We start from the raw sequence: 21,254 nt of genomic DNA on the forward strand, positions 1-21,254 counted from the left end.
TAGTCAATTGATAGCGAATTGCTGGCATTACTGTTTCAACAGGTTTGCACAGAGTTTGACGAAGTCTGATGAGGTCACAATACCTTCTACCTTACCTTGAGTGTCAACCACCGGAAGACAGCCTAGTTTGTTCTCGATAAAGTATTCTACGACGATAGAGAGGGGCTCATCATCGGTGAGTTTTTGAAAGTCGGTATCCATTAAATCTTCAACGAGTTGTCCCCGCTCTTTTCTGTCTAACGCGTTCCCGCCATATTTATGCATCATGGCCATCACTGTGCTGATCATCTTCTTGTGTGTAAGAATACCAACGAGCTTCGAATCAAACTCAGATATTACGGGCAGGTGACGTACCCCTCGGCTCTGCATCAGCTCATGGGCATCCTTCAAACTGGCCTTGTGGCTAATACAGACTATTTGAGTGCTCATAATATCACTTACTTTCATCGTTATTACTCCCTTGACAGTTTATCGATTCGCTACAGTCAATATAGCCTTAATTCCAAGTATTTATTAGACAATTTATCAAACAATAATTTATTTAGATCATTTTTTTGTAGCGAAAATGTCATCCCAGTGTTACAAAATAGATGCAAGTTAGACCTCTTACCACTAGAAGTGATATTAAAAATAAAGGAATAATAATAATGAAACGGTCTTTTTCTCGTCGGGATTTTCTAGCAATGTCGGCCAAAGGTGTGGGCGCCGCAGTTGTATCATATGGCTTAATGGGCTGCAGTAGCAGCGATGATGATGATACCAGTGTTAGCGCTGTCAGTTTTGTCCATGGCATCGCCAGTGGCGATCCCAGTCAGAGCGCTATCATTCTCTGGACTCGAGTGATGCCAGAGGTGGAGGGTGAGGTGAAAGTTGGCTGGGAGGTGGCTACCGATGAAGGCTTTACCGATCTGGTGACAAACGGTGAAACCACGACCACGGCAGAGCGAGATTATACGGTTAAGGTCGATGCCATAGGGTTAGCGGCGGGGAGCCGTTATTACTATCGCTTCTCCTCGGGAGGAGTTGTCACCGAAACGGGAATGACCCGCACCTTACCTCAAGGCGCCGTGGACTCGGTTAAGCTGGCGGTGATGTCATGCGCTAACTTTCCTGCCGGACATTTTAATGCCTATGAACTCGCGGCTCAGCAAGAGGAGCTGGATGCGGTGCTCCACCTTGGCGATTATATCTATGAATATGCCCGTGGTGAGTATGCCAGTGAGAATGCGGCCGAGCTAGGTCGTGAAGTGCTGCCAGAAGGCGAGCTATTTAGCTTAAGTGATTATCGCACTCGTTATGGCCAGTATCGTGGCGATGGCAGCTTGCAAAAACTCCATGCAAAGGTGCCGTTTATTACCGTGTGGGACGATCATGAGATTGCTAACGATGCCTGGTCCGATGGCGCCGAGAATCATAATGAGGGCGAAGGGGATTTCGCCGACCGTAAAGCTGGCGCTCTGCAGGCTTATTTCGAGTGGTTACCAATTCGTCCGTGGCGGGAAGGTAATCACGAAGAGATCTACCGTTCATTCAGCTTTGGCGATCTGGTGGATCTGCATATGTTAGATACCCGCGTGTTAGCCAGAGATAAGCCTTTAGACTATGTCGACTACATCGACCCGGCTACTCAAGCCATGGACAGTGCCAGGTTTATGTCCGATGTGACCAGCAGTGATCGATCTATGTTAGGTCAGGAGCAGTTGCAATGGTTGCAGGGAAGCCTGTTAACCGCAACGGGCAAGTGGCAACTGTTGGGTCAACAGGTATTGATGGGCAAGATGTTACTGCCGGCAGCTATCGCTATGCAGAAGTTGAGCATTGCCGAGTTTGCCGAGTTAGGGGCGATAGCACAACTCGCAGCCCGAGCTCAAGCCAGCGATCCAACTCTAACCGCCAGCGAGTACAGTTTCCTTATCGGCAATCAGCATAAGTTAACGCCTGAGGCGATGGCGTTACTACAGATGCCAAATGTGCCTTATAACTTAGATGCGTGGGATGGTTATGCCTATGAGCGTGAGGTTATCTTAGCCACGGCTAAGTCTAAGGCGTTAAATCTTGTTGTGATAGCCGGTGATACCCATAATGCCTGGGCTAATGAGCTTACCGACGCAGCTGGCGATGCCGTTGCTGTCGAATTTGCGACCAGTTCAGTCTCCTCTCCCGGATTGGAGTTTTACTTAGGGATCCCGGAAGATCAACAGGAGGTAACCGAAGCGGGGATCACCCAGATGGTTGACGGACTTAAGTACACTAACCTGCGTGATCGCGGTTTTATGGTGCTAACATTTACGGCAGAAGAGGTGCGCAGTGATTGGCATTACGTCGATACCATCTTATCGACGGAGTTCGGTGAAGATATGGATAAGCAATTTAGTGCCGTCAGCCAAATTGGCTCACCTCAAATCATGCCAGTCAGCTAATCGCATCATTACACTAATAAGCTCCTAACCAGCCACCCCTTCGGGTGGCTTTTCTATACAGGGACCTGTTTATCCCATCGACTACCTCCATGGATGGAAAGGTGTGGGGGTTGATACAGAGATAAAAAATAAAGTTAAAAATAGCGCCGCGTGTCTAATTTTTCACTTTATTTGCAGCACAAAACTCACTTTTAGTATAAAATTTGCCTCCAAAATCTGGTCGGTGCCTACACTTTAGCCTGTTAATTTTTTAACCGGTTATTTTGCGGTACATTCCTGTCTTTGGAATGTCCGCTCTCACCTGCTAAATTGACCTAATATAACAAGATGGGGACGGTCTGATGTCGGAAAAATGCTTTATTACAGCACAAGAGTTGCTTGAAGATTCATTTCGCTTAGCGGCGCAAGTTTATGAGAGCGGTTTTCGTCCGCAGTTCATTGTTGGTATCTGGCGCGGCGGCGCTCCGATAGGTATCGCAGTGCAGGAATACTTCGACTTCAAGGAGATTGAAACGGATCATATTGCCGTTCGCACCTCCTCTTACTACGGTATTAACCAGCAGAGTAAACAGATCAAGGTTCATGGTTTGCACTATATCGTCGAGAATGCGAATGCTGATGATGGGCTCTTGATTGTCGATGATGTTTTCGATTCCGGCCGTAGTGTCCATGCGCTTAAAGAGAAACTGGCTGAGTTGATGCGCTTTAATATGCCCAAAGATGTGCGTATTGCCTGCCCGTATTACAAGCCGAAAAATACTTCTGTACCGCTAAAACCTGATTACTACATCCATGAGTCCGAAGAGTGGTTGGTCTTCCCTCATGAAGTCTCTGGGCTCTCAGCGGAAGAGCTGGCGGAAGGTAAAGGCGATCTGAAAAACATTAAGCACCTGTTCGTTTAAGGTTTCTTTTAAGGCTGATGTTTACAGCGAGTGTTTAAAGCTTTTGTCAGGCCATCACCTAAGGTGATGGCCTTTTATTTTGGGACTAAGTGATCTTTCTCAGACTTATATCGATTAGTATCAGATCTTAAAACATTATAATCTGTCTATCTGTTCACTGAGCTGGTAAGACTTATCTGTGACTATGGTCTCCAGAGTTGCCACTCTTTCCTGCAACTTAACCAGTTCACCTTTTAGTGCATCGACTTCGCTGGTATCGACGCTGGTTTTTCTATGATTAAACTCTTTATAAGCCTTAACGCCAAACACTGCGACAATGGCAATGGCCATGACTTCAAATGGTCCCATAATCCTGATTTCCTTATTTTTCTGTCTTTGTATTACAAATATAATCGAATTGAAGTTACTTAATACAAAGTACAATACAAACTATGTGCCAATAATTAATGTTGTTTTATATCAGTTAATTACATTTCGATGTCGGTCTGTCTCTGCTTGTTATCGTAATAATATAGTGAATTTTGCGACTTTATCACCATATAAGCTAATGCAATAATTTCTCTTTGATGGTTACACAGCGTACCTCATTTTGGTGCGCTTCTAACAGTGCCCGCCAGGTCCCCATCGACAGCTCCGTGTGTTTATCGATAGCTTTCTGTAGTAGGGCGATGCCCGCATGGTCACATTGGGTCGGGATAAGATTTGCGGCATAGCTTCGCATAAAGACAGGATCTTTGCGCCCGTCTATCTCTGTTAAGTCGGCCAGTCTCTGCTCCGAAGTGGCGGCGCTCAACATTTTCTGCTCTTTAGGGTAAAGATGAGACATGGCGGTACTGAGCTTAGAGAAAGGCAATGCCTGATCATGTTCGATACGGTATAGCCAACGGCGCTTAATGCTGGCTTCTGGCCGCGATACTAGTGCCCCAATGGCTGCCTTCTCGCCGGAATCACTCTGATCGGATTTTTGTTCTATCTCGAGTAGTTTTCGGCTGCCGTTATGATCATAACGGTTGAGTTGAGTAATGATTTTCCATCGAGTGTCCTGATCCAACGTTAATCCCCGGATCGATGCCCTGCCTTGCAACAGCTGCTCAAGATGATCTAAGGCTTGTGGTTTACGTGAAAACTGAATATATGCATCGAACCAACGGCGCTGAAAGTCACTGTTGCCTGCGTTTGTCATGGTATTTCTGAGGCTCATCTGTGCCAGGCCTTTGAGTACTTTACCAGTGTAGCTTCGATGGATCGGAAGCATCTGCTCAAGATAAGACTTACTCTGATAGAGATTGGCTAACACCTGACCTAAGATGATGTAATCTTGCTCGTGAGGGAGGTTAATAAATACCGTGCCCAGGTACTTATCCAGTGGCAGTACACCACTGGTCACGCTATCCCACAGGCTTTGCCATAGCATAGACCTCAGCATGGGATCTTTCATCATATTCAGATTTTTCGTAGCAGTATCGAATGACTTGTCATCGAGGATGACTTTCACATAGCCCCAGTCCTGATAATTGGGATAGACAAGATCAGGACATCGGGATCCAATAAGACGTTTGACTTCGGTTCTTGCCCCTTTGTAGGTTACTGCTACCGTAACATTTCGATGAAGTTCTCGTCGTCCCTTGGTAAAGAGGCCAAGCGTTACTCTCTGCTCTCTTAATTTTGGGAGCTTATCGCTTGCGGGGAGCTGCAGCAGGGCGAATGAGGTGATGCGATTCGATTCGCAACTATACTCGGGCTTTATTGTGTTTACGCCGCCGTGGTTGAGCCACTCATCGCTCCACTGGCTGAGATCGCGTTTGGCTATGCTGCTCAGACTGGTAATAAAGTCTTGCAGCTCTGCATTCTGATAGCTGTATTGCTTCAGGTAGTGTTGCACGCCCTGTTTAAATACCTCAGCACCTAAAAGATGATTGAGCTGCACCAGTACCGATGCCCCTTTTTGATAGGTGATAGCATCGATATTATCGAAGGCGTTTTGAGCGGTGGGTACCGGCACTTCGATAGGGTGCGTCGTGATCCGGCTATCCTGTTCATAGGCTTTTTGTTTGCCCTTGGCGTAGAAGCTGCGCCATGCATGGGTAAATTCGGTGGCTTCTGCGGTGGCGAGTGTCGCCATGAAGGAGGCGAAACTCTCATTGAGCCATAAACCATTCCACCACTTCATAGTGACCAGATTGCCAAACCATTGGTGAGCCATCTCATGCATGATGACTCCGGCTAAGCTCTGCTTCTGAGCTAAGGTCATCTTATTCTTATACAGGAAATAATTTTCACTGAAGGTCACGGCGGCGGCATTTTCCATGGCGCCGTAGAGAAAGTCGGGAACCAGCAGCTGATCGTACTTGTGAAAAGGATAGGGGATCCCGAAGTAATCGTCGAAGAAGGTCAGCCCCTGTTGGGTGTAGGTAAACCAATCTTCGGGAGTGACTTGCTCAGCGACCGATTGACGAGCGAATAGGCGTAGCGGGTACTTACCACTGTTATCTTGCCACACATGGTAGGGACCGGCATGGAGCGAAAAATTATAGGGGCTCAGTTTAGGACTGGCCGGAAAATGCCAGCGGTTATTCTCTCCCGTCGCCGTTATGCTCTGCTCTTTCATGGCGCTGACAACGACCCACTCCTTAGGTGCGGTGACGGTTAACTGATAGCTTGCTTTCAGGTCGGGTTGATCGAAAAGGGCAAACATCTGCTGCGCGGCAGCGGGTTCGAAATGGGAGTAGATATAGACCTTTTCATCTATAGGATCGACAAAGCGGTGCAGCCCTTCGCCATTAGTGCTGTGCTTTCGTGTGTAAGCGACCTCTATGGTGTTGCTGCCTGAGATTAACAGGCCGGGGTTCAAGGTGAAGTAACTGCCATTGTACCTTGGATAGATCTTATGACCGTTGATGATAAAGCGTTTCACTGTGGCCAGGTTGAGATCTAAGGTCAGGGGGGAGTCTGTATCAGAGAGGGTGAAATTTATGCTTGTTACCCCGCTAAATTCACTCTGCCCGGTTAAGATGAAATCCAGCTGATAACTCACCTCGGAGACTCTCTCTGAGCGGGATTGAGCCTGCTGCTGGCTGATATAGGAGTTTGTTTCGCGGTGCTCTGATTGTGATTTTTCTGTGCTACTGCAGGAGATAATAGAGAGAGAGAGCATTGAGAGTAAACAGACACGCAGCAGATTCACAGCACAGATCCTTAGGCTTATTATTTTTATGCCGATACACTAACTTATTTTTGCACTATGTGCGATAGGGATGCCGAGAGTGGGTGCTTGTTAGAATAAATAGAAAGATGCCAGTCAGGGGCTGACTGGCATCTTAAAAAGATCTTTTAAACCTTGCGGCAGTGAACGCTATCGCTTTATAGCCTAAAGGTTATAAACCTAAGAAAGACTTAGACTTTACTTTACGGATCTCTTTCTCATCAGACCATTCGATAAGGCCGGTTTCGAGATCCATCAGGCGCATTGTCATCTTGTAGTAGACATCTTTGGTACTGCCATCTTGCTTAACTATGCTCGATAGGTTTCCGTACAGCATATATTGGGCTCCGATTTGACGGCCGAAGCTAATTGCTGTCGATGGGTCTACCATGCCAGCGTTGTTTTGATAATCCAGCTGCTTACGTACCGCATCGACCTTCGTCATGTCGATAAAGCGGAACTTACCCGAGCGCAGTAGTTTATTGCTGATCGAATCGGTGACCGATTCGGTGTCGATATGCTCAGAAGTCTTGTTTTTAATCTTATCGACAAACATGATTGGTCGATCGTTGGCAGTCAAAACCATAACCGGCGGGAAGGTCAGCATGCTGTCGACCATCTTGGCTGCAATGGCTTGAAGATCGCTTGAGCCGAAGTTTTCGTTAACGGTTTCCACTTCTGTGGCATCGCCGTATTCGACTTTAGATTGGCAACCTGCCAGACCAATGGCTACAGCTAGCATAAAAATTAGTTTGAAATGTTTCATAGTGAATTCCATTAAATGTTTATTAAATGATTATTGAATAAAAACGTGTGTAATTTCCAGTATCTACTGCCCAAACCAGTGTTGTTCTTCCACTTTCCACCTCTACCTGAGCGGGAGTTCCATTGTCCAATTGAACCGAATAACTGCCACTATTGAGATAGGTTCTTGCTATTTGAGCCTGCTTGGGAAGCGTGAGCCAGCTACGCCTATCGGCTTGCTCTGTGACAACATTAAAGATCTGCATCGCAATGACAGCGATATCGGTTTCGTTATGACGCTTCTTAGAGCTGCTCTCTACACTTCTGGCCATCTCTGACTTTGCATAAACTCGTGCAGCCTGACGAATGAGTGCGGCGGGTAGCTCCTCTTTGAGCGCTGTAATGGCCAAGGCATCTAAGTTCGCAATAGGCGCCGCAGTCAAGCTCTTGCCTAATCCCTTTATCTTGCCCGGAGATACGGGGCGAGAGTTAGAAGTATAGGTGGCAAGTGAGGCGGTTTGCCAGTTGCCGTGAATAGTAAATGGTACGGTTAAGCTTTGTTTTTCAGGTACAAATCCACGTTCAATTAATAATATGACCTCACCCTGACCTTTCTTGGCTGTTGTCACTTTACCCCAGCGACGCTCGAACTCATCGGCCTGTGGCATAGATAGCTGTTTCGCCAGTCTAACCAGATCTTTTTGCAGGTAGGGATTATCCGGCGATATCTGTGCGGCTTTACGGTAATCGATAAATGCATCGTTGGGCTCGCCTAAGATCTCATGTAATACGCCGGTTGTGTAATAGCTATAGGCGTTAAGAAATGAACTCGTGACAGTGCCTGCCGCCTTGCCGAGTTTGTTGACTTCGGCATCTATGGTGCCGTTAGCCATGGCCTGAACCGACTCATTGGATTTTTGGTATCTGGCCTGTTCGGAGCTTTGCAGATCATTACTGCGTCTCACCTCGACTAATGCGCCCTGTTGATCGCCACTAAAAATATAGTTTAACGCCTGATATTGGTGCAGCATCACACGCTCAAAGCCTGGCCCACGGTAGGGGATCACATTGTCGTTAATAAATAGGCTGCTGGCAGTCGCTCCCATATCGGTGACACTCAAGGTGGCCTTGTCGTCAAACTTGAGGTAACCGGTAACGGCTTGTTGGTAGTATTTTTTACTCGCTTCAAAGTCGCCGCTGATCTGTGCCACGCGGCCGGCTTCTTGTGCGTACAGGAGTCCATCGGCGCCGGAGATATTTGATTCGACCTCGAGCACACCTTTAATGGGATTGTTGGTATTGAGCTGTGCTTTTACAGGAGCAATTTGTGAGGGGTAGTTAATAAAAATGCTGTTTAGTGCACAGCCACTGACTAAAAAGCTAAGCAGAGGTAGCAGTAGCCACTTTTTCATTGTGGGGCCTCATTGCTGCTTTGTTCTTGCATTGCGGCTCTTTCGAATAGGGTGATCCCCTGGAGGTGGTCATATTCATGTTGAAAGATTCGGGCGATAAAGCCTGACAACCTTTGTGTATGCCATTGTCCGTCGAGACCTTGGAATTTTACTCGAACCCACAGATGCCTGGAGATCGGAAATCGACGTTCGGGAATCGATAGGCATCCCTCATCCCCAGCTTCTAATTCTTCAGAATACTCGAGTATATGAGGATTAATAACGACTGTGGGAGTGATATAGGGAGCGTCGGGGTACCTTTCATTCGGACGTGAGGCCATGATAAATAGCGCAAGACTTAAGTGAACCTGAGGCGCGGCTATGCCGACCCCCTTAGCTTGCTCCATGGATAGCAGCATATCATCGACAACACGGCCTAATTCAGGCGTGAAGTCAGTGATGGCTTGTGCCTCAATCGTAAGCACCTCTTCGCCGACTTGAGCAATGGCTAACATTTTGATCCTTCAATATTCATGTATCCCCAAACCACCTCAAGATGCAGGATTCAGCATGTCGAGAAGTGACAGAATTCAAGGCATGAAATAGTAGGACTAGTTATTCTAATTCAATATTTCATAACGCTGAAAAATGTTGCTTCTCGCCTTGCCCTTCGGGAGTTCCCGTAGAATAACTGCACTGCGTTAGTGATATCAACAAGGGAATAACCATTCTCTCAATCACTGCCTTGTTCATCTATCCTACGGGAGCTCTGAAACGAGCATCTTGAAGTAGCTTGGGTATATTGCATTAAACCACATGACATACAACTGCAACGCATTCAACCATGGTGTAGCTGAATCCAGCCTGACTCGCTTATCAACTAAAATCAAGGTTTATCACCAAACCACTTCATTCTGTCAGATTACGCCTACAGTGAAGTGGTTTGGATTCATATATATATTAATAGTGTGGTGGTGGCGCTTCTTCTGACTGGCTTGCCATATTGCTGGGTTCTACCGACTGCAACTTAGTAAGGAGTATACGCAGCTGCTGCTGCTGCGCTGCCATCAGGTCATTAAGCTTGATTACCTGTAGGTCCAGCTCTTCTATGGTGCCTTCTTGAAATGCTAGTTTCATTTCAAGATCTTCGACTCTTCTTTCTAATTGATCCATTTTTACCTCTAATGGACAGGTACTGGCCAGGTCTCGACTAGGCCATTACTGCTAATGCTGATGATCTGATTTGGATCGCTGTTAGCGACAGAGTATACAACGGCTCCTTTAATTTGGGCACGTTTGGTTCGCTGAACTTGCCAGTTGGCGATTTTTCGTCCGGTTTGTACATTCCATACAATGACCTCTCTCGCAGGCGTTCCCGTGATTAGCAAGGTGTCTTGATTTGAGAATCGAGCCGTTGAAAAGTTCATTTTTCGGCGAAGGATCTTTAACTGACTTATCGACTCTCCGCTTTTATTGTTAATAATCTTAGCTATGTTGGTGCTATCTCCAATGAATGACAGTGTACCTGACTTATTTAAACCAACGCTAATGATGCGGTTGTTCTGATGCCAGTCATGAATCGGTTGGCCTGTGGTGGCATTCCATAAGATAGCGTGCTGATCGTTTGAGCCAGTTAAGGCGAGTCTGCCATCGGCCGAAAGTGACACGCTGTTAACTTTTTCGGTATGGCCAAGGAATTTTATCAGTGAGCCGCCATTAGGGCGAAGTGACATGACGCTGCCATCGTTGAGGCCAATGAGTAGTGCACCGTTATTAGCTACGGCCACACTCTGACCCGAGGAGGGCAGTGACCACCAACCTTGAGAACTACCATCGGAAATGTTCCAAAGTGCGACCGAACTTCGACTCAGAGAGGCGGCAAACACCTGATTTGGCGATATTGAGGTGTCTACGGCGCTATTGTTGGCTTCTCCGTGGATCCAGGTAAACCTTTGTTGATTGGTTTTCAGATCCCATAATTGCAAGCCACTGTTGGCGGTACTTACCAGGGCCAGATCACCTTGCTCCGACAGGCTCGCATCGTAGCTGGGCTCGGTAATTAACTGATGAGTCTGTAAGGCTTTTGGCTGACAGGCGGTGATGAGCAGAGTACAAAAAACAAGCGTAAAGATTTTTTTCATGAACTTGCTCCAAAATCTGTTGTCTTTAGCACCAGTGTAATTACATTTATCGATACCCTAGCTACTTCTCGACGTGCTGAATCCTGCATTTCGAGGTCGTTTGGGGATATGCTCATGAAACATCGACAATGTAATTGGAATAACGTATTTAACTAGTATAAAGTGGTTCGCCTTATAAGAGTAAGGTTATTGTAACTACAAGAAGATGCTGAGGAAGCTTTAATGAAATCAATTTATAAAATCTCGCTGGTTGCGTTGGCCGTTATTGGTCTGTCTGCTTGTAACCAAGAACAAAAAACAGCTGAAACTGCTGCCAATGTCGAATTGAAAACAGAAGCACAGAAAGAAGCCTACAGCGTCGGCGCCTCTATCGGTAAGTATATGTCAGGTCATATCAAAGAGCAGGAAGAGTTAGGTATGCCTGTCGATCGTAGCCTTATCATTACTGGTTTTACTAATGGCCTAAACGATGAGTTGAAACTCAACGAAGAGGAGATGCAGACCGTTCTTCAAGGCCTTGATGAGAAGCTTAATGAAAAGCGTCAGGCACAAGCTGCTGCACTTGCAGAGAAAGCCTCGTCTGAAAGCAAGGCATTTTTAGATGCTAATAAGGTTAAAGAGGGAGTCGTTACTACTGAATCAGGCCTCCAGTATGAAGTTATGACTCCAGGTACTGGCGACAAGCCTTCGGCTGAAGATACCGTTGAAGTTCATTATGTTGGTACACTTACTGACGGCACCGAGTTTGATAGTTCAGTTGCACGAGGCGAGCCAGCTAAGTTCCCGCTTAACCGTGTGATCCCTGGTTGGACCGAAGGCGTTCAATTGATGCCTGTTGGCGCTAAGTACAAATTCGTTATCCCTGCAGAGCTTGCTTATGGTGACCGTGACACCGGCTCTATTCCTGCAAATTCAACATTAGTTTTTGAAGTCGAGCTATTGTCTATCGAAAAAGCGACTGCACCGACTGCAGAAGCGGCAACAGACGGTCACGCTCACTAAATCAGACTGACAAAGATTGAGCATTAGGCCTCGCTATCTTGATGGGGCTTTAAGATGTTTATATCTGTGAATCCTGAATAAATCGGCATCTGCTTCTGCAGGTGCCGTTTTTTTATCTGATGAAATGAGGATTTTTGGATAAGCACTTTGGACGTTACTTGGGTGTGCATGTGTTTATTCTTTTATTTTCAAGATGTTAGGTTGTTGTTTTTATGTGTAACTAGAGTGTCAAAACTCTGATATATATCACAATGCATATTTGATCACTTGTATCATTCTGGATTACAATTCTTGGATTCAGTGTCATTTTTTGTCATTTTTTGTCAATTTTGGAAAGGTCATTTATGAAAGTAGTTATCGTTGGAACCGGTTATGTCGGTCTCTCTAACGCGATTATTCTGGCTCAGAATAATGAAGTGGTTGCCTGTGATATTGACGAAGAGAGGGTTAATGCATTAAACAATCGACGCTCACCCATTGTCGACAAGGAAGCCGACGAGTATCTGGCAAACAGAGAGTTGAATTTAACGGCGACGCTGGATAAAGAGTCTGCTTTTAAAGATGCACAATACGTTATTGTTGCCACGCCTACAGATTATGATCCCGAAACAAACTACTTTAATACTTCGTCTGTAGAGTCAGTGATAAAAGAGGTGAACAGGCTGAACCCTGATGCCACTATCGTGATTAAATCGACGGTTCCTGTGGGATACACCAAGCGTTTAAGTGAAGAGTTGGCTTGTAACAATATTATCTTCTCTCCTGAGTTTTTACGTGAAGGTAGGGCTGTTCATGATAATTTATATCCATCTCGAATTGTCATTGGTGAGCGTTCAAAAAGGGCTGAAATCTTTGCCAACTTGCTGGTGGAGGGAGCCATTAAGAAAGATATTCCATTGCTCTTCACCGACGCCACCGAAGCAGAAGCGATCAAGTTGTTTTCAAATACCTATTTAGCGATGCGTGTGGCTTACTTTAACGAGCTGGATACCTACGCCGCGACACATGGTTTGTCATCGAGGCAGATCATCGAAGGGGTAGGGCTGGATCCCCGTATCGGGTCCCACTATAACAATCCGTCATTTGGCTATGGTGGTTACTGCCTGCCTAAAGATACTAAACAGCTATTGGCGAACTACCAAGACGTTCCTAACAATTTGATTAGTGCGATTGTCGATGCGAACGTGACGCGTAAGGACTTTATCGCCGATGCCATCATTAAGCAAAAGCCTGAAACTGTAGGTCTTTATCGCCTGATTATGAAGTCTGGCTCGGATAACTTCCGTGCCTCTTCGATCCTCGGGATCATGAAACGCATCAAGGCGAAAGGAATTAAGGTTGTGGTTTATGAGCCTGTGATGAAAGAGAAAGAGTTCTTTCATTCCGAAGTGATTGAAGACCTCAATGCGTTTAAACAGGTGTCAGATGTGATCGTTTCGAATCGTATGATGGATGAGTTGCTGGACGTTGAAGAAAAAGTCTATACCCGAGACCTATTCGGCTCCGACTGAGTTTTAGGTTTAATTTATGTGTAAAAAAATGCAGGATTAATCATCCTGCATTTTTTTAAGTTTTTCTGTGGTCGAACTAGCTTTTATCACTCGTCTGATTCTTATTTGGCAGGACAAAGATTAAGCCCAATAGTATCAAAAATATGCCAGTCCCTTTTACCCAGCTCAATGGCTCGTTGAGCCAGGGAAGATAAACCGCTCCCAGATAAACCAGTACATAACTGAGGCTAAGCAGGGGGTAGGCAATTGAAAGCGGGAGCCGCTTGAGTGCCATCACCCAACAGGCCATAGAAAGAGCGTAACAGCAAAGACCCGCTCCAACGGCCATTACAGGGGCAACGGCCAGAGAAAACAGGCTTGAGTAATCTTCCCCTTGCAATAGCATTACCACGTCTGACCATAACTGATTGAGCGTCCCCATTCCCCACTTCATGGACAGTTGTGCTACCGATATCAGTAGTACGCTCATCAGTGCCAGTAGCAGGCCGCGGATTGATAAGGTTAGATGAGCCATTGTTCACCCCCGGCTAAAAAAATAACTCCTAACATGATGAGCGTGATACCTATCCATTGCCTGACGGAGATGGGCTCATTAAATACATAGTGAGACAGCAGCAACATAATGACGAAGTTAATACTCAGCAGTGGATAGGCCATAGATACATCCCATACACTCAAGACGCCGAGCCAGGTCATCGCCCCCACACCCAGAAAGAAGACACTCAGGATTAAGGGGCGGGAAAACAGCTTCTGCAAAGGGCGAAGATCTGGTTGCATTGCAAATAACATGGCGGCTCGTTTCTGCCAGTATTGACTCATGGAGCTGGAAAATACCGACAGAACAAATAGCAGAAAGGTTGTCATTAACGCTTCGCTCGATCGTAATAAAACAGGGTGAACTTTCCTCTCTCTATACGTTTATCAGGCTCTGGTAAGCTTTGTGGCACATCCATCTCTCTGAAAAGGATAACCACGGGGACACTCTGTTTCTGGATAAATTCGTCGAGTAGCGATGGGGCGACATACTTGTGCTTAGCATCATCGTAACCTAGGCCATAAGTGACCTCACCCGTATTTCCGGTGAGATAGATATCGCGACGCTTAAAGTACCAGTTCAATGCAGACATGGTACTCGGGTAATCAGCAATCAGTATGGCATCATCACTGACTAAAGGGCTGACTTGCTCCAAAAAGCGACCGGGCATCTTAGAGTCGATACTGATGTTGGGTATTATGGCCCAAGCCAGCAAGAAGAGGCTGAGTGGCATCAACATATAGCTGGTTATTTTACCTTCTAAGCTCTTGGCCTTGATTGATATGTAAGCCAGGACAGCCCAGCTGCCGCAGACCACCACCAATAACCAGGGACGGTAAAACTCTTCGGCTTCGAGAGGTAAACGCCCCATATAGAAGAGGATAATGACGGCAACAGATATCAAGCTAAAGAAGGCACAGTTGATGACAGAACCTATTTTTAGTCCCTTCGCTTTGTTCTCAAAGGCGTTCATGATCCCCTGAGCCAAAATAATCGCCAAAGGTGCCATACATGGCAAGATATAGGTGACCAGCTTTCCCTTTGCAGCCGAGAAGAAAATAAAGGGGATCAGCGCCCAAAGCAGTGCATATCTCAGCAGAGGGGATTGCCAATGCCCTTTGAGATGCTTAATCGCACTCGGAGCCAGAAATAACCATGGCAGAGTGCCGAGCAGCAGGTAAGGCAGGTAATACCAGGCAGGAGAGGTGTGTTGGGCATCTTCGGCGGCGAAGCGTTGAATATGTTCAACCCAGAAGAAGTAATGCCAGTAATCGGGCTCAGCGGCGTGTATTGCCAAGGCCCAGGGGAGAGTGACGATAAGGGCGACCAACATCACCCACCAACCCCAACGTAATATATCGAGCAGCTGTCGCTGCCAAATCATAAACGGCACAACGACAATCACGGGCAGGGCTAATGCCAGAAAACCTTTGGTGAGCAGTGCGCAGGCACAAAAGAGTCCAGCCAGGCCATAATAGCGCCATCGCTGTGAGGTCGTCGGTGAATCTGCAGCATAGAAAAATGCGGTAAATGCGGCGGTAAGCCAGAGGTTTAGCATGCCATCCAGAACACTGTATGTGCCTAAATTGGAGACTAAGAACAGGCTGAGAAATACAGATACGGTGACCCAGGCCTGCTTTCGGTTAGCGAAGCGGCCGACGAGCAGGAACAAACAAAACGCGGCCCCAAGAGTGCTGAAAGCCGAGGCGGCGCGTACCGAAAAGTTATTCTCACCAAAGACCACCTGAGAGATGGCATTCATCCAGTGGCCCATCACAGGCTTCTCAAAATACCTAAGGTCATTGAATGTCGGTACTATCCAGTTACCACTATCCACCATCTCACGGGCTATTTCTGCATACCTTAATTCATCCGGTGACCAGAGATCACGCAATCCGAGTGGTAGCAGATAAAGCATTATAAAAAAAAGCGGTACAATGACCGCTAGATTAATTTTTGACTTATCCATTCTTCATCCAATTAAGCATTTTTTTGTTTATTTATCATAGAAGCTTGATGGCTTAACCAGCCTTCACGGCCATCGATCTCAATATTGAGGATCTCATCCAGAGGCCAGTCAATATCTTCATGATCCAGGAGCTCTACCATAGGGACGAACTCGATATTATTTTCTTTGGCCTGGATAACAAGCTCTTCAAATAGCTGAGCGCAAACAATGCCTTCAACTTCAGCATGTATGGTATACACGTTCAGGCCATCGGGTTTGATCCGTTTGATTATCTCTGCATTGTAATTAGAGTGATCTATGTTGTCTTTACCAACCAGCTCATCATAGGTAGGCAGAGTCACCGGGATTTGAGGTGCCATTCCCAGCTGTGGAATAAATATCGACTCCCCTCTGCAATCGCTGTTATAACGAAATCCAAAGCGTTGCTTCTGCTCTAAGGTGGCATAGGTACAGCGCCAGCCAGCTACTGCACTGCAGGGAACCGGCTTGCCGGTGAGCGTCGATAACAGCTGATAACCTTTGTCTATTTCGCTGTGAAGCTCAGCTGGGGTCATCACGTCTGTTTTCATCTGCCACTTGTGGTGATCCCAGGCATGAAGCCCTATTTCATGGCCTGCATCATCGGCTTGCTTGATGATATGGGCTAACTTCTTACCTATTATTGGGCCGGGCCACAAGGTGCCACGAATTAAGATATCCCATCCATATAAGCTTGCCGCTTTAGAACGCAGCATCTTTTTCAGAAATGCCGGACGCAGAAGACGCCAGATATGACGTCCCATGTTGTCGGGGCCGACGGTGAAGAAGAAAGACGCCGAGATATCGTGCCGCTGGAAAATTTCCAGCAGCTTAGGCACCCCTAAACGGGTGCCTCGATAGGTATCAACGTCGATCCTTAGACCGACCTTAGTTACTTTTTGTTGACTCATTTAGTCTCTTCAACAGCCGTTTTCAGGAAGAAGTCTAACGTATCTTCGATGGTTTTATCCATCATGATAGTCGGTTCCCAATTCAGCAGTTTCTTCGCATTTTTGATGCTAGGGCGACGATGTTGAACATCCTGATAGCCATCGCCGTAGAAAGACTGGCTTTCAACTAAGTTGTAACCGGCAAACGGTGGGAACTGATCGCGTAGTGGATGCTCTTCGAACTTCTCGACTAAGGTTTCGGCCATCACTTTAATGCTGGCTTCATTGTCAGGTGAACCTATGTTGATGATCTGACCATCGCAAAGTCCATCTTTGTTTTCGATCACCCTATACAAGGCTTCGATCGCCTCAGAGATATCGGTGAAACAACGCTTCTGCTCACCACCGTCAATCAATTTGATTGGGGTACCTTCGACGAGGTTCAGAATGAGCTGAGTGATCGCACGGCTAGAGCCGACGCGAGCAGAGTTCAAGCTGTCCAGGCGTGGACCCATCCAGTTAAATGGACGGAACAGGGTGAACTTCAAGTTATCTTTCTTACCGTAGGCCCAAATTACGCGATCCAGCAGTTGCTTAGATGTTGAGTAGATCCAACGTTGGCGGTTGATAGGACCTGTGATGAGCGGTGACGTGTCTTCGTCAAACTCCTCATCGGTACACATGCCATAAACTTCAGATGTGGATGGGAAGATGATACGTTTATCGTATTTAACACAGGCACGTACAATCTTGAGGTTTTCCTCGAAGTCGAGCTCGAAGACACGAAGCGGATTACGTGTATATTCGATTGGCGTTGCGATAGCCACGAGCGGCAGTACGATATCGCACTTCTTGATGTGATATTCGATCCACTCGTTGTGGATGGTGATATCACCCTCGACGAAATGGAAATCGGGATGAGACAGATGCTGCTCAATCTGGCTGGAGCTCATGTCCATCGCGTAAATTTCATACTTACCATCGTCGAGTAGACGCTTGGTTAAGTGATTACCGATAAAGCCGTTAGCGCCCATGATAAGCACTTTCTGGCGTCGGGTGGCGGCGATAACAGCACTGGCTTGTGGGCCAAAACGCATCCCTTCAACCAGATACATTTCGGCGGCGAGTTGGTCGCCACTCAGATATAAACCGTTTTCAGCTTGACCAGAATGAAGCACTATCGAACCTTGTGCACAGGCTACGGTGAGCGGCTTAGTCTCGACGATTGTACCCGGTGTCACATCATAGGTTTTCTCATTCGCAGTGGCACCCCAGATGGTGACCTTACGTTCACCGAGATAAGAGAATGCACCCGGGAAAGGCTCGGTTACGGCTCTGATCAGGTTGAAGATGGTACGAGAGTCATTGGCCCATTTAATTTCACCATCTGCGGGTGTACGGCGACCGAAGTAACTGGCTTTTGTCGTATCTTGCTCTGTCAGAGTGTGAGTACCGGCGATAATCTGTGGGATAACCTTATTCAGTAGTTCGCCCGCCAAAAGGGTCATACGACTGTGCAAGGTGGCTGCCGTATCGGCGTCGGTGATAGCCAGTGCTTCCTGAGCGACAATTGCGCCCGCATCCGGCTTGACCGTCATGGTGTGCAGAGTTATACCTGTCTCTGTTTCACCATTAACAAGTACCCAGTTGATCGGTGCTCGGCCACGGTAGTTAGGCAGAAGTGAACCATGTAGGTTGAAGCCGCCTTTAGGGGCGATATCCAGGATCTCCTGGCTCAGCATATGACGGTAGTAGAAAGAGAAAATTGAATCGGGTTGCATCTGACGGATTTTTTCAACCCATAGAGGGTGGTTAACATCCTCTGGTGCAAATACCGGGATACCGTTACGGGCTGCTAACTTGGCCACTGACTCGAAGAACACATTCTCATTGCTGTCATCGACATGGGTAAATACCGCTGCTATCTCAACGCCTGCCTCTAGTAGGCTTCGAACGGCCGCACAGCCGATGTTATGGTAAGCAAAAACTACTGCTTTCATGAAATAATCCTCTAAAAATCTAAATGGTAATAATCAAAATTAACTGTTTTTATTCTCGTCAGATATACGAGCGCCTTTGGTGGCTTCGCCTACCAATACATCCTGTACATAGTATCTGGGCCTTGCACGAACATCGGAATAGATCCGGCCAATATATTCACCCAGCAATCCCAGGCCGACAAACTGCGCACCGATAAAGATGAACAATATTGAAAAGAGTGGGAATACACCATCTACGCCCCATTCGGCGCCGTAAATCAATCTTAATAAGATCAAAAACATGCCAAATAGAATACCAAAAGACGCGATACCGCCGCCCACGATACTTAACATACGCAGTGGGGCGGTTGTCATGCTGGTCAGTAGATCAAACATGAGATTAATCAAATTCATAAAGCCATACTTTGACTCACCCTGAGAGCGCTCACTGTGCTGCACATCGATCTCGGCCGTATGACGCGCGAAACCATTGGCCAGAATGGGGATAAAGGTACTTCTCTCATGACATTCGAGCATCGCCTTGACGACATGGCGTCGATAGGCTCGTAGCATACAACCATAGTCATTCATCTCAACGCCGGTCGAACGCTTAACTAGCTTATTGATAAGTTTTGAAGGGTAACGTCGTAGTGCGCTATCCTGGCGATGACGTCTCACCGTACCGACTGAGTCGTAACCCTCTTCGGCTTTAGTGACTAAGTTAGGGATCTCTTCAGGTGGGTTTTGAAGATCGGCATCTAAGGTGATGATGAGATCGCCGCGAACATGTTCGAATCCCGCCATGATGGCGTTATGTTGACCATAGTTACGGTTTAAGATGATCCCTACTACATGGCTGTCAGGCTCAGCAGCTGCGGCTTCAATAATATTGGCACTATTGTCACGACTACCATCATCAATAAGCACTAATTCGTAATTTTTTCCCATGCTCTCTGCGGCGGCGCGGGTACGGCTGAGCAATTCTGGCAGGCTCGCTTCTTCGTTATAAACAGGTATCACGATCGATACGAAGTCGATTTTTTGATTGTGCTTCATTATTTATTTCCAACAATTTCAGAGATCGCAGCGACGACGCGTTCAACATCGCTAAAGTTCATATCAGGGAACAGAGGTAAAGAGCAGATCTGCTCACTATTGTGTTCGGTGTTCGTTAAGGGTTTTGTTATTTCACCAAATTTTTCGGCGTAATTTTCTCTATAATATTTCTGTGTGTGGCAGGCCTTAAAGTGGATACCCGCACCTATGCCACACTCTTTCAAGCGTGCAATGAGCTGGTCGCGATTGAGTCCGTAAATAAGAGGGTCGACTCTAATTATCATCAAGTGCCAGCAGTGACGGTGCTCATAGGAGGGAATGCTTAAAGGCGTTATGCCACCTACTGCTGTTAACAAGTCGCGGTAGTGCAGGGCTAGTTCGCCTCGTTTTTGGGTGATCTCATCGATGCGCTTCATCTGCCCTAATGCGAGTACGGCGCAGATATCAGGCATGTTGTACTTATAACCGGGTTCAATGACCTCAGCCTGCGGGGCTCGACCCTGTGTCTCACGGTCAAAGGCATCGACACCCAGACCATGAAACTTAAGACGACGAATACGCGCCGCGAGTTCGGCGTCTTGGGTGGTAAAGATACCGCCTTCTGCTGTAGTCACATTTTTGATGGCGTGCAAGGAAAAGAGACAGGTTCCGGTCTTGCCAATCGGGCGTCCTTTGTACTCACAACCTAAGGCATGGGCAGCATCTTCGACAACGGGGATCTTATAGCGCTCACCTAAGTCATAGATGGCATCGAGATCGAGAGATGCGCCGGCATAATGCACTGGAATGATTAGCTTGGTACGCTCGGTGATCAGAGGTTCAATCAGGGTCGCATTTGTCATCAGGTTATCAGCATCGACGTCGACAAACACCGGCTTAGCCCCTAAAAGCGTGATCATATTGACCGTGGATACCCAAGTCATCGAGGGAGTGATCACTTCATCACCCGGGCCGATACCTAATGCCAGTAAGACTAAGTGCATGCCAGCGGTCGCGCTACTTAAGGAAACGGCATGCTGGGCCCCGGTGTGTCTTAAGATCGACTCTTCGAGCTCAGCGCTCTTCGGGCCGGTAGTGATCCAACCTGAGCGTAAAACATCGGCCACAGCACTGATATCCTGTTCGTCGATAGCTGGACGGCACAGGGGTAAAAATTCATTACTCATAAACAACCTATAACACTGAAGAGACGCTCCGATAAGAAGTCGTCAATAGCCAATTTATTTACTAAAGCTGGTTTCATCTAAAATCTGGTTTTATCTATAGTTAAACCATGGATAAAAACACGCAGTATATCGTTTTCTCGTTATCAATAAATCAATAAAGTTGCAAACCGTAACTTACTTTGTCGTCTTTGTTATCTATATCGTCACATTCGGAGTGATAAATTGAAGTTACACCTTAAGTTCTTAATATCAAGCTAAGCAAGATTTTTGTTATTTACTGTGAACTAGATGCTTGGTATCAGCGTTGTTGTCGGCTAGTTCTCTGTCT

General features: G+C 46.7%; 19 protein-coding genes. 4 read left to right on the plus strand and 15 right to left on the minus strand.

Annotated elements, in window-relative coordinates:
* Positions 1-27 precede the first annotated feature (27 nt).
* Entirely contained in the window at positions 28-447 is a 420-nt protein-coding gene (locus EKG38_RS02525) for a CBS domain-containing protein (RefSeq protein ID WP_185826758.1), read from the minus strand.
* Between the two features lie 200 nt (positions 448-647).
* Between EKG38_RS02525 and EKG38_RS02530 the strand changes: the two genes are divergently transcribed.
* On the plus strand, positions 648-2,420 hold the full coding sequence (locus tag EKG38_RS02530) for an alkaline phosphatase D family protein (protein WP_126518351.1): 1,773 nt from the start codon (positions 648-650) through the stop codon (positions 2,418-2,420).
* Positions 2,421-2,761: 341 nt separating this feature from the next.
* Entirely contained in the window at positions 2,762-3,322 is a 561-nt protein-coding gene (locus EKG38_RS02535; RefSeq protein ID WP_126518353.1) for a phosphoribosyltransferase, read from the plus strand.
* 135 nt (positions 3,323-3,457) lie between these two features.
* On the opposite strand, the gene EKG38_RS02540 is transcribed toward EKG38_RS02535, so the two are convergent.
* The 7 genes from EKG38_RS02540 to EKG38_RS02570 all read right to left on the minus strand — a co-directional run bounded on the left by EKG38_RS02540 (position 3,458) and on the right by EKG38_RS02570 (position 10,800).
* Positions 3,458-3,670, minus strand: a complete 213-nt coding sequence (locus EKG38_RS02540; RefSeq protein WP_126518354.1) for a hypothetical protein — start codon at positions 3,668-3,670, stop codon at positions 3,458-3,460.
* Between the two features lie 196 nt (positions 3,671-3,866).
* Positions 3,867-6,506 (minus strand): aminopeptidase N, encoded by a 2,640-nt coding sequence (pepN, locus tag EKG38_RS02545; RefSeq protein WP_126518356.1) that lies wholly within the window; start codon positions 6,504-6,506, stop codon positions 3,867-3,869.
* A gap of 190 nt (positions 6,507-6,696) precedes the next feature.
* Positions 6,697-7,290: a penicillin-binding protein activator LpoB gene (gene lpoB, locus EKG38_RS02550; RefSeq protein ID WP_185817515.1), complete on the minus strand. Its 594-nt coding sequence runs from the start codon at positions 7,288-7,290 to the stop codon at positions 6,697-6,699.
* Between the two features lie 22 nt (positions 7,291-7,312).
* A complete protein-coding gene (locus tag EKG38_RS02555; RefSeq protein WP_126518357.1) occupies positions 7,313-8,680 on the minus strand; it encodes a COG3014 family protein in 1,368 nt (455 codons plus the stop codon).
* Positions 8,677-9,174, minus strand: coding sequence for a peptide deformylase (def, locus tag EKG38_RS02560; protein WP_126518359.1), 498 nt, complete (start codon positions 9,172-9,174; stop codon positions 8,677-8,679). The genes EKG38_RS02555 and def overlap by 4 nt, the downstream gene beginning before the upstream one ends.
* Positions 9,175-9,619: 445 nt before the next feature.
* Positions 9,620-9,832 carry a SlyX family protein gene (locus EKG38_RS02565; protein WP_126518361.1) on the minus strand — a complete coding sequence of 71 codons (213 nt, stop codon included), beginning with the start codon at positions 9,830-9,832 and terminating at the stop codon, positions 9,620-9,622.
* Positions 9,833-9,840: 8 nt separating this feature from the next.
* On the minus strand, positions 9,841-10,800 hold the full coding sequence (locus EKG38_RS02570) for a WD40 repeat domain-containing protein (RefSeq protein ID WP_126518363.1): 960 nt from the start codon (positions 10,798-10,800) through the stop codon (positions 9,841-9,843).
* 222 nt (positions 10,801-11,022) lie between these two features.
* Between EKG38_RS02570 and fkpA the strand changes: the two genes are divergently transcribed.
* Both fkpA and EKG38_RS02580 read left to right on the plus strand, forming a co-directional pair.
* Positions 11,023-11,802: an FKBP-type peptidyl-prolyl cis-trans isomerase gene (gene fkpA / locus EKG38_RS02575; RefSeq protein ID WP_126518365.1), complete on the plus strand. Its 780-nt coding sequence runs from the start codon at positions 11,023-11,025 to the stop codon at positions 11,800-11,802.
* Positions 11,803-12,146: 344 nt separating this feature from the next.
* Positions 12,147-13,313, plus strand: coding sequence for a nucleotide sugar dehydrogenase (locus EKG38_RS02580; protein WP_126518367.1), 1,167 nt, complete (start codon positions 12,147-12,149; stop codon positions 13,311-13,313).
* A gap of 76 nt (positions 13,314-13,389) precedes the next feature.
* Here EKG38_RS02580 and arnF read toward each other — a convergent pair whose 3' ends face one another.
* Genes arnF through arnB form a run of 7 tightly spaced genes read right to left on the minus strand, consistent with a single transcriptional unit; the run spans position 13,390 to position 20,926 of the window.
* Positions 13,390-13,827, minus strand: coding sequence for a 4-amino-4-deoxy-L-arabinose-phosphoundecaprenol flippase subunit ArnF (arnF, locus tag EKG38_RS02585; protein ID WP_126518369.1), 438 nt, complete (start codon positions 13,825-13,827; stop codon positions 13,390-13,392).
* Positions 13,815-14,177, minus strand: a complete 363-nt coding sequence (locus EKG38_RS02590) for an EamA family transporter (RefSeq protein WP_012141268.1) — start codon at positions 14,175-14,177, stop codon at positions 13,815-13,817. Before EKG38_RS02590 ends, arnF begins: the two co-directional genes overlap by 13 nt.
* Positions 14,177-15,817: a lipid IV(A) 4-amino-4-deoxy-L-arabinosyltransferase gene (arnT, locus tag EKG38_RS02595; protein ID WP_126518370.1), complete on the minus strand. Its 1,641-nt coding sequence runs from the start codon at positions 15,815-15,817 to the stop codon at positions 14,177-14,179. Before arnT ends, EKG38_RS02590 begins: the two co-directional genes overlap by 1 nt.
* An 11-nt stretch (positions 15,818-15,828) precedes the next feature.
* A complete protein-coding gene (gene arnD, locus EKG38_RS02600; RefSeq protein WP_126518371.1) occupies positions 15,829-16,746 on the minus strand; it encodes a 4-deoxy-4-formamido-L-arabinose-phosphoundecaprenol deformylase in 918 nt (305 codons plus the stop codon).
* On the minus strand, positions 16,743-18,725 hold the full coding sequence (arnA, locus tag EKG38_RS02605) for a bifunctional UDP-4-amino-4-deoxy-L-arabinose formyltransferase/UDP-glucuronic acid oxidase ArnA (RefSeq protein ID WP_126518372.1): 1,983 nt from the start codon (positions 18,723-18,725) through the stop codon (positions 16,743-16,745). The genes arnD and arnA overlap by 4 nt, the downstream gene beginning before the upstream one ends.
* A gap of 39 nt (positions 18,726-18,764) precedes the next feature.
* Entirely contained in the window at positions 18,765-19,760 is a 996-nt protein-coding gene (arnC, locus tag EKG38_RS02610; RefSeq protein ID WP_126518374.1) for an undecaprenyl-phosphate 4-deoxy-4-formamido-L-arabinose transferase, read from the minus strand.
* Positions 19,760-20,926, minus strand: coding sequence for a UDP-4-amino-4-deoxy-L-arabinose aminotransferase (gene arnB / locus EKG38_RS02615; RefSeq protein ID WP_126518376.1), 1,167 nt, complete (start codon positions 20,924-20,926; stop codon positions 19,760-19,762). Before arnB ends, arnC begins: the two co-directional genes overlap by 1 nt.
* Positions 20,927-21,254: the final 328 nt, after the last annotated feature.

The sequence above is a fragment of the Shewanella canadensis genome (assembly GCF_003966225.1).
GTDB lineage: Bacteria > Pseudomonadota > Gammaproteobacteria > Enterobacterales > Shewanellaceae > Shewanella > Shewanella canadensis.

Coding starts and splice junctions, on each gene's coding strand:
- EKG38_RS02525 (WP_185826758.1), bottom strand. CDS start 447: ATGAAAGTAAGTGATATTATGAGCACTCAAATAGTCTGTATTAGCCAC.
- EKG38_RS02530 (WP_126518351.1), top strand. CDS start 648: ATGAAACGGTCTTTTTCTCGTCGGGATTTTCTAGCAATGTCGGCCAAA.
- EKG38_RS02535 (WP_126518353.1), top strand. CDS start 2,762: ATGTCGGAAAAATGCTTTATTACAGCACAAGAGTTGCTTGAAGATTCA.
- EKG38_RS02540 (WP_126518354.1), bottom strand. CDS start 3,670: ATGGGACCATTTGAAGTCATGGCCATTGCCATTGTCGCAGTGTTTGGC.
- lpoB (WP_185817515.1), bottom strand. CDS start 7,290: ATGAAACATTTCAAACTAATTTTTATGCTAGCTGTAGCCATTGGTCTG.
- EKG38_RS02555 (WP_126518357.1), bottom strand. CDS start 8,680: ATGAAAAAGTGGCTACTGCTACCTCTGCTTAGCTTTTTAGTCAGTGGC.
- def (WP_126518359.1), bottom strand. CDS start 9,174: ATGTTAGCCATTGCTCAAGTCGGCGAAGAGGTGCTTACGATTGAGGCA.
- EKG38_RS02565 (WP_126518361.1), bottom strand. CDS start 9,832: ATGGATCAATTAGAAAGAAGAGTCGAAGATCTTGAAATGAAACTAGCA.
- EKG38_RS02570 (WP_126518363.1), bottom strand. CDS start 10,800: ATGAAAAAAATCTTTACGCTTGTTTTTTGTACTCTGCTCATCACCGCC.
- fkpA (WP_126518365.1), top strand. CDS start 11,023: ATGAAATCAATTTATAAAATCTCGCTGGTTGCGTTGGCCGTTATTGGT.
- EKG38_RS02580 (WP_126518367.1), top strand. CDS start 12,147: ATGAAAGTAGTTATCGTTGGAACCGGTTATGTCGGTCTCTCTAACGCG.
- arnF (WP_126518369.1), bottom strand. CDS start 13,827: ATGGCTCATCTAACCTTATCAATCCGCGGCCTGCTACTGGCACTGATG.
- EKG38_RS02590 (WP_012141268.1), bottom strand. CDS start 14,177: ATGACAACCTTTCTGCTATTTGTTCTGTCGGTATTTTCCAGCTCCATG.
- arnT (WP_126518370.1), bottom strand. CDS start 15,817: ATGGATAAGTCAAAAATTAATCTAGCGGTCATTGTACCGCTTTTTTTT.
- arnD (WP_126518371.1), bottom strand. CDS start 16,746: ATGAGTCAACAAAAAGTAACTAAGGTCGGTCTAAGGATCGACGTTGAT.
- arnA (WP_126518372.1), bottom strand. CDS start 18,725: ATGAAAGCAGTAGTTTTTGCTTACCATAACATCGGCTGTGCGGCCGTT.
- arnC (WP_126518374.1), bottom strand. CDS start 19,760: ATGAAGCACAATCAAAAAATCGACTTCGTATCGATCGTGATACCTGTT.
- arnB (WP_126518376.1), bottom strand. CDS start 20,926: ATGAGTAATGAATTTTTACCCCTGTGCCGTCCAGCTATCGACGAACAG.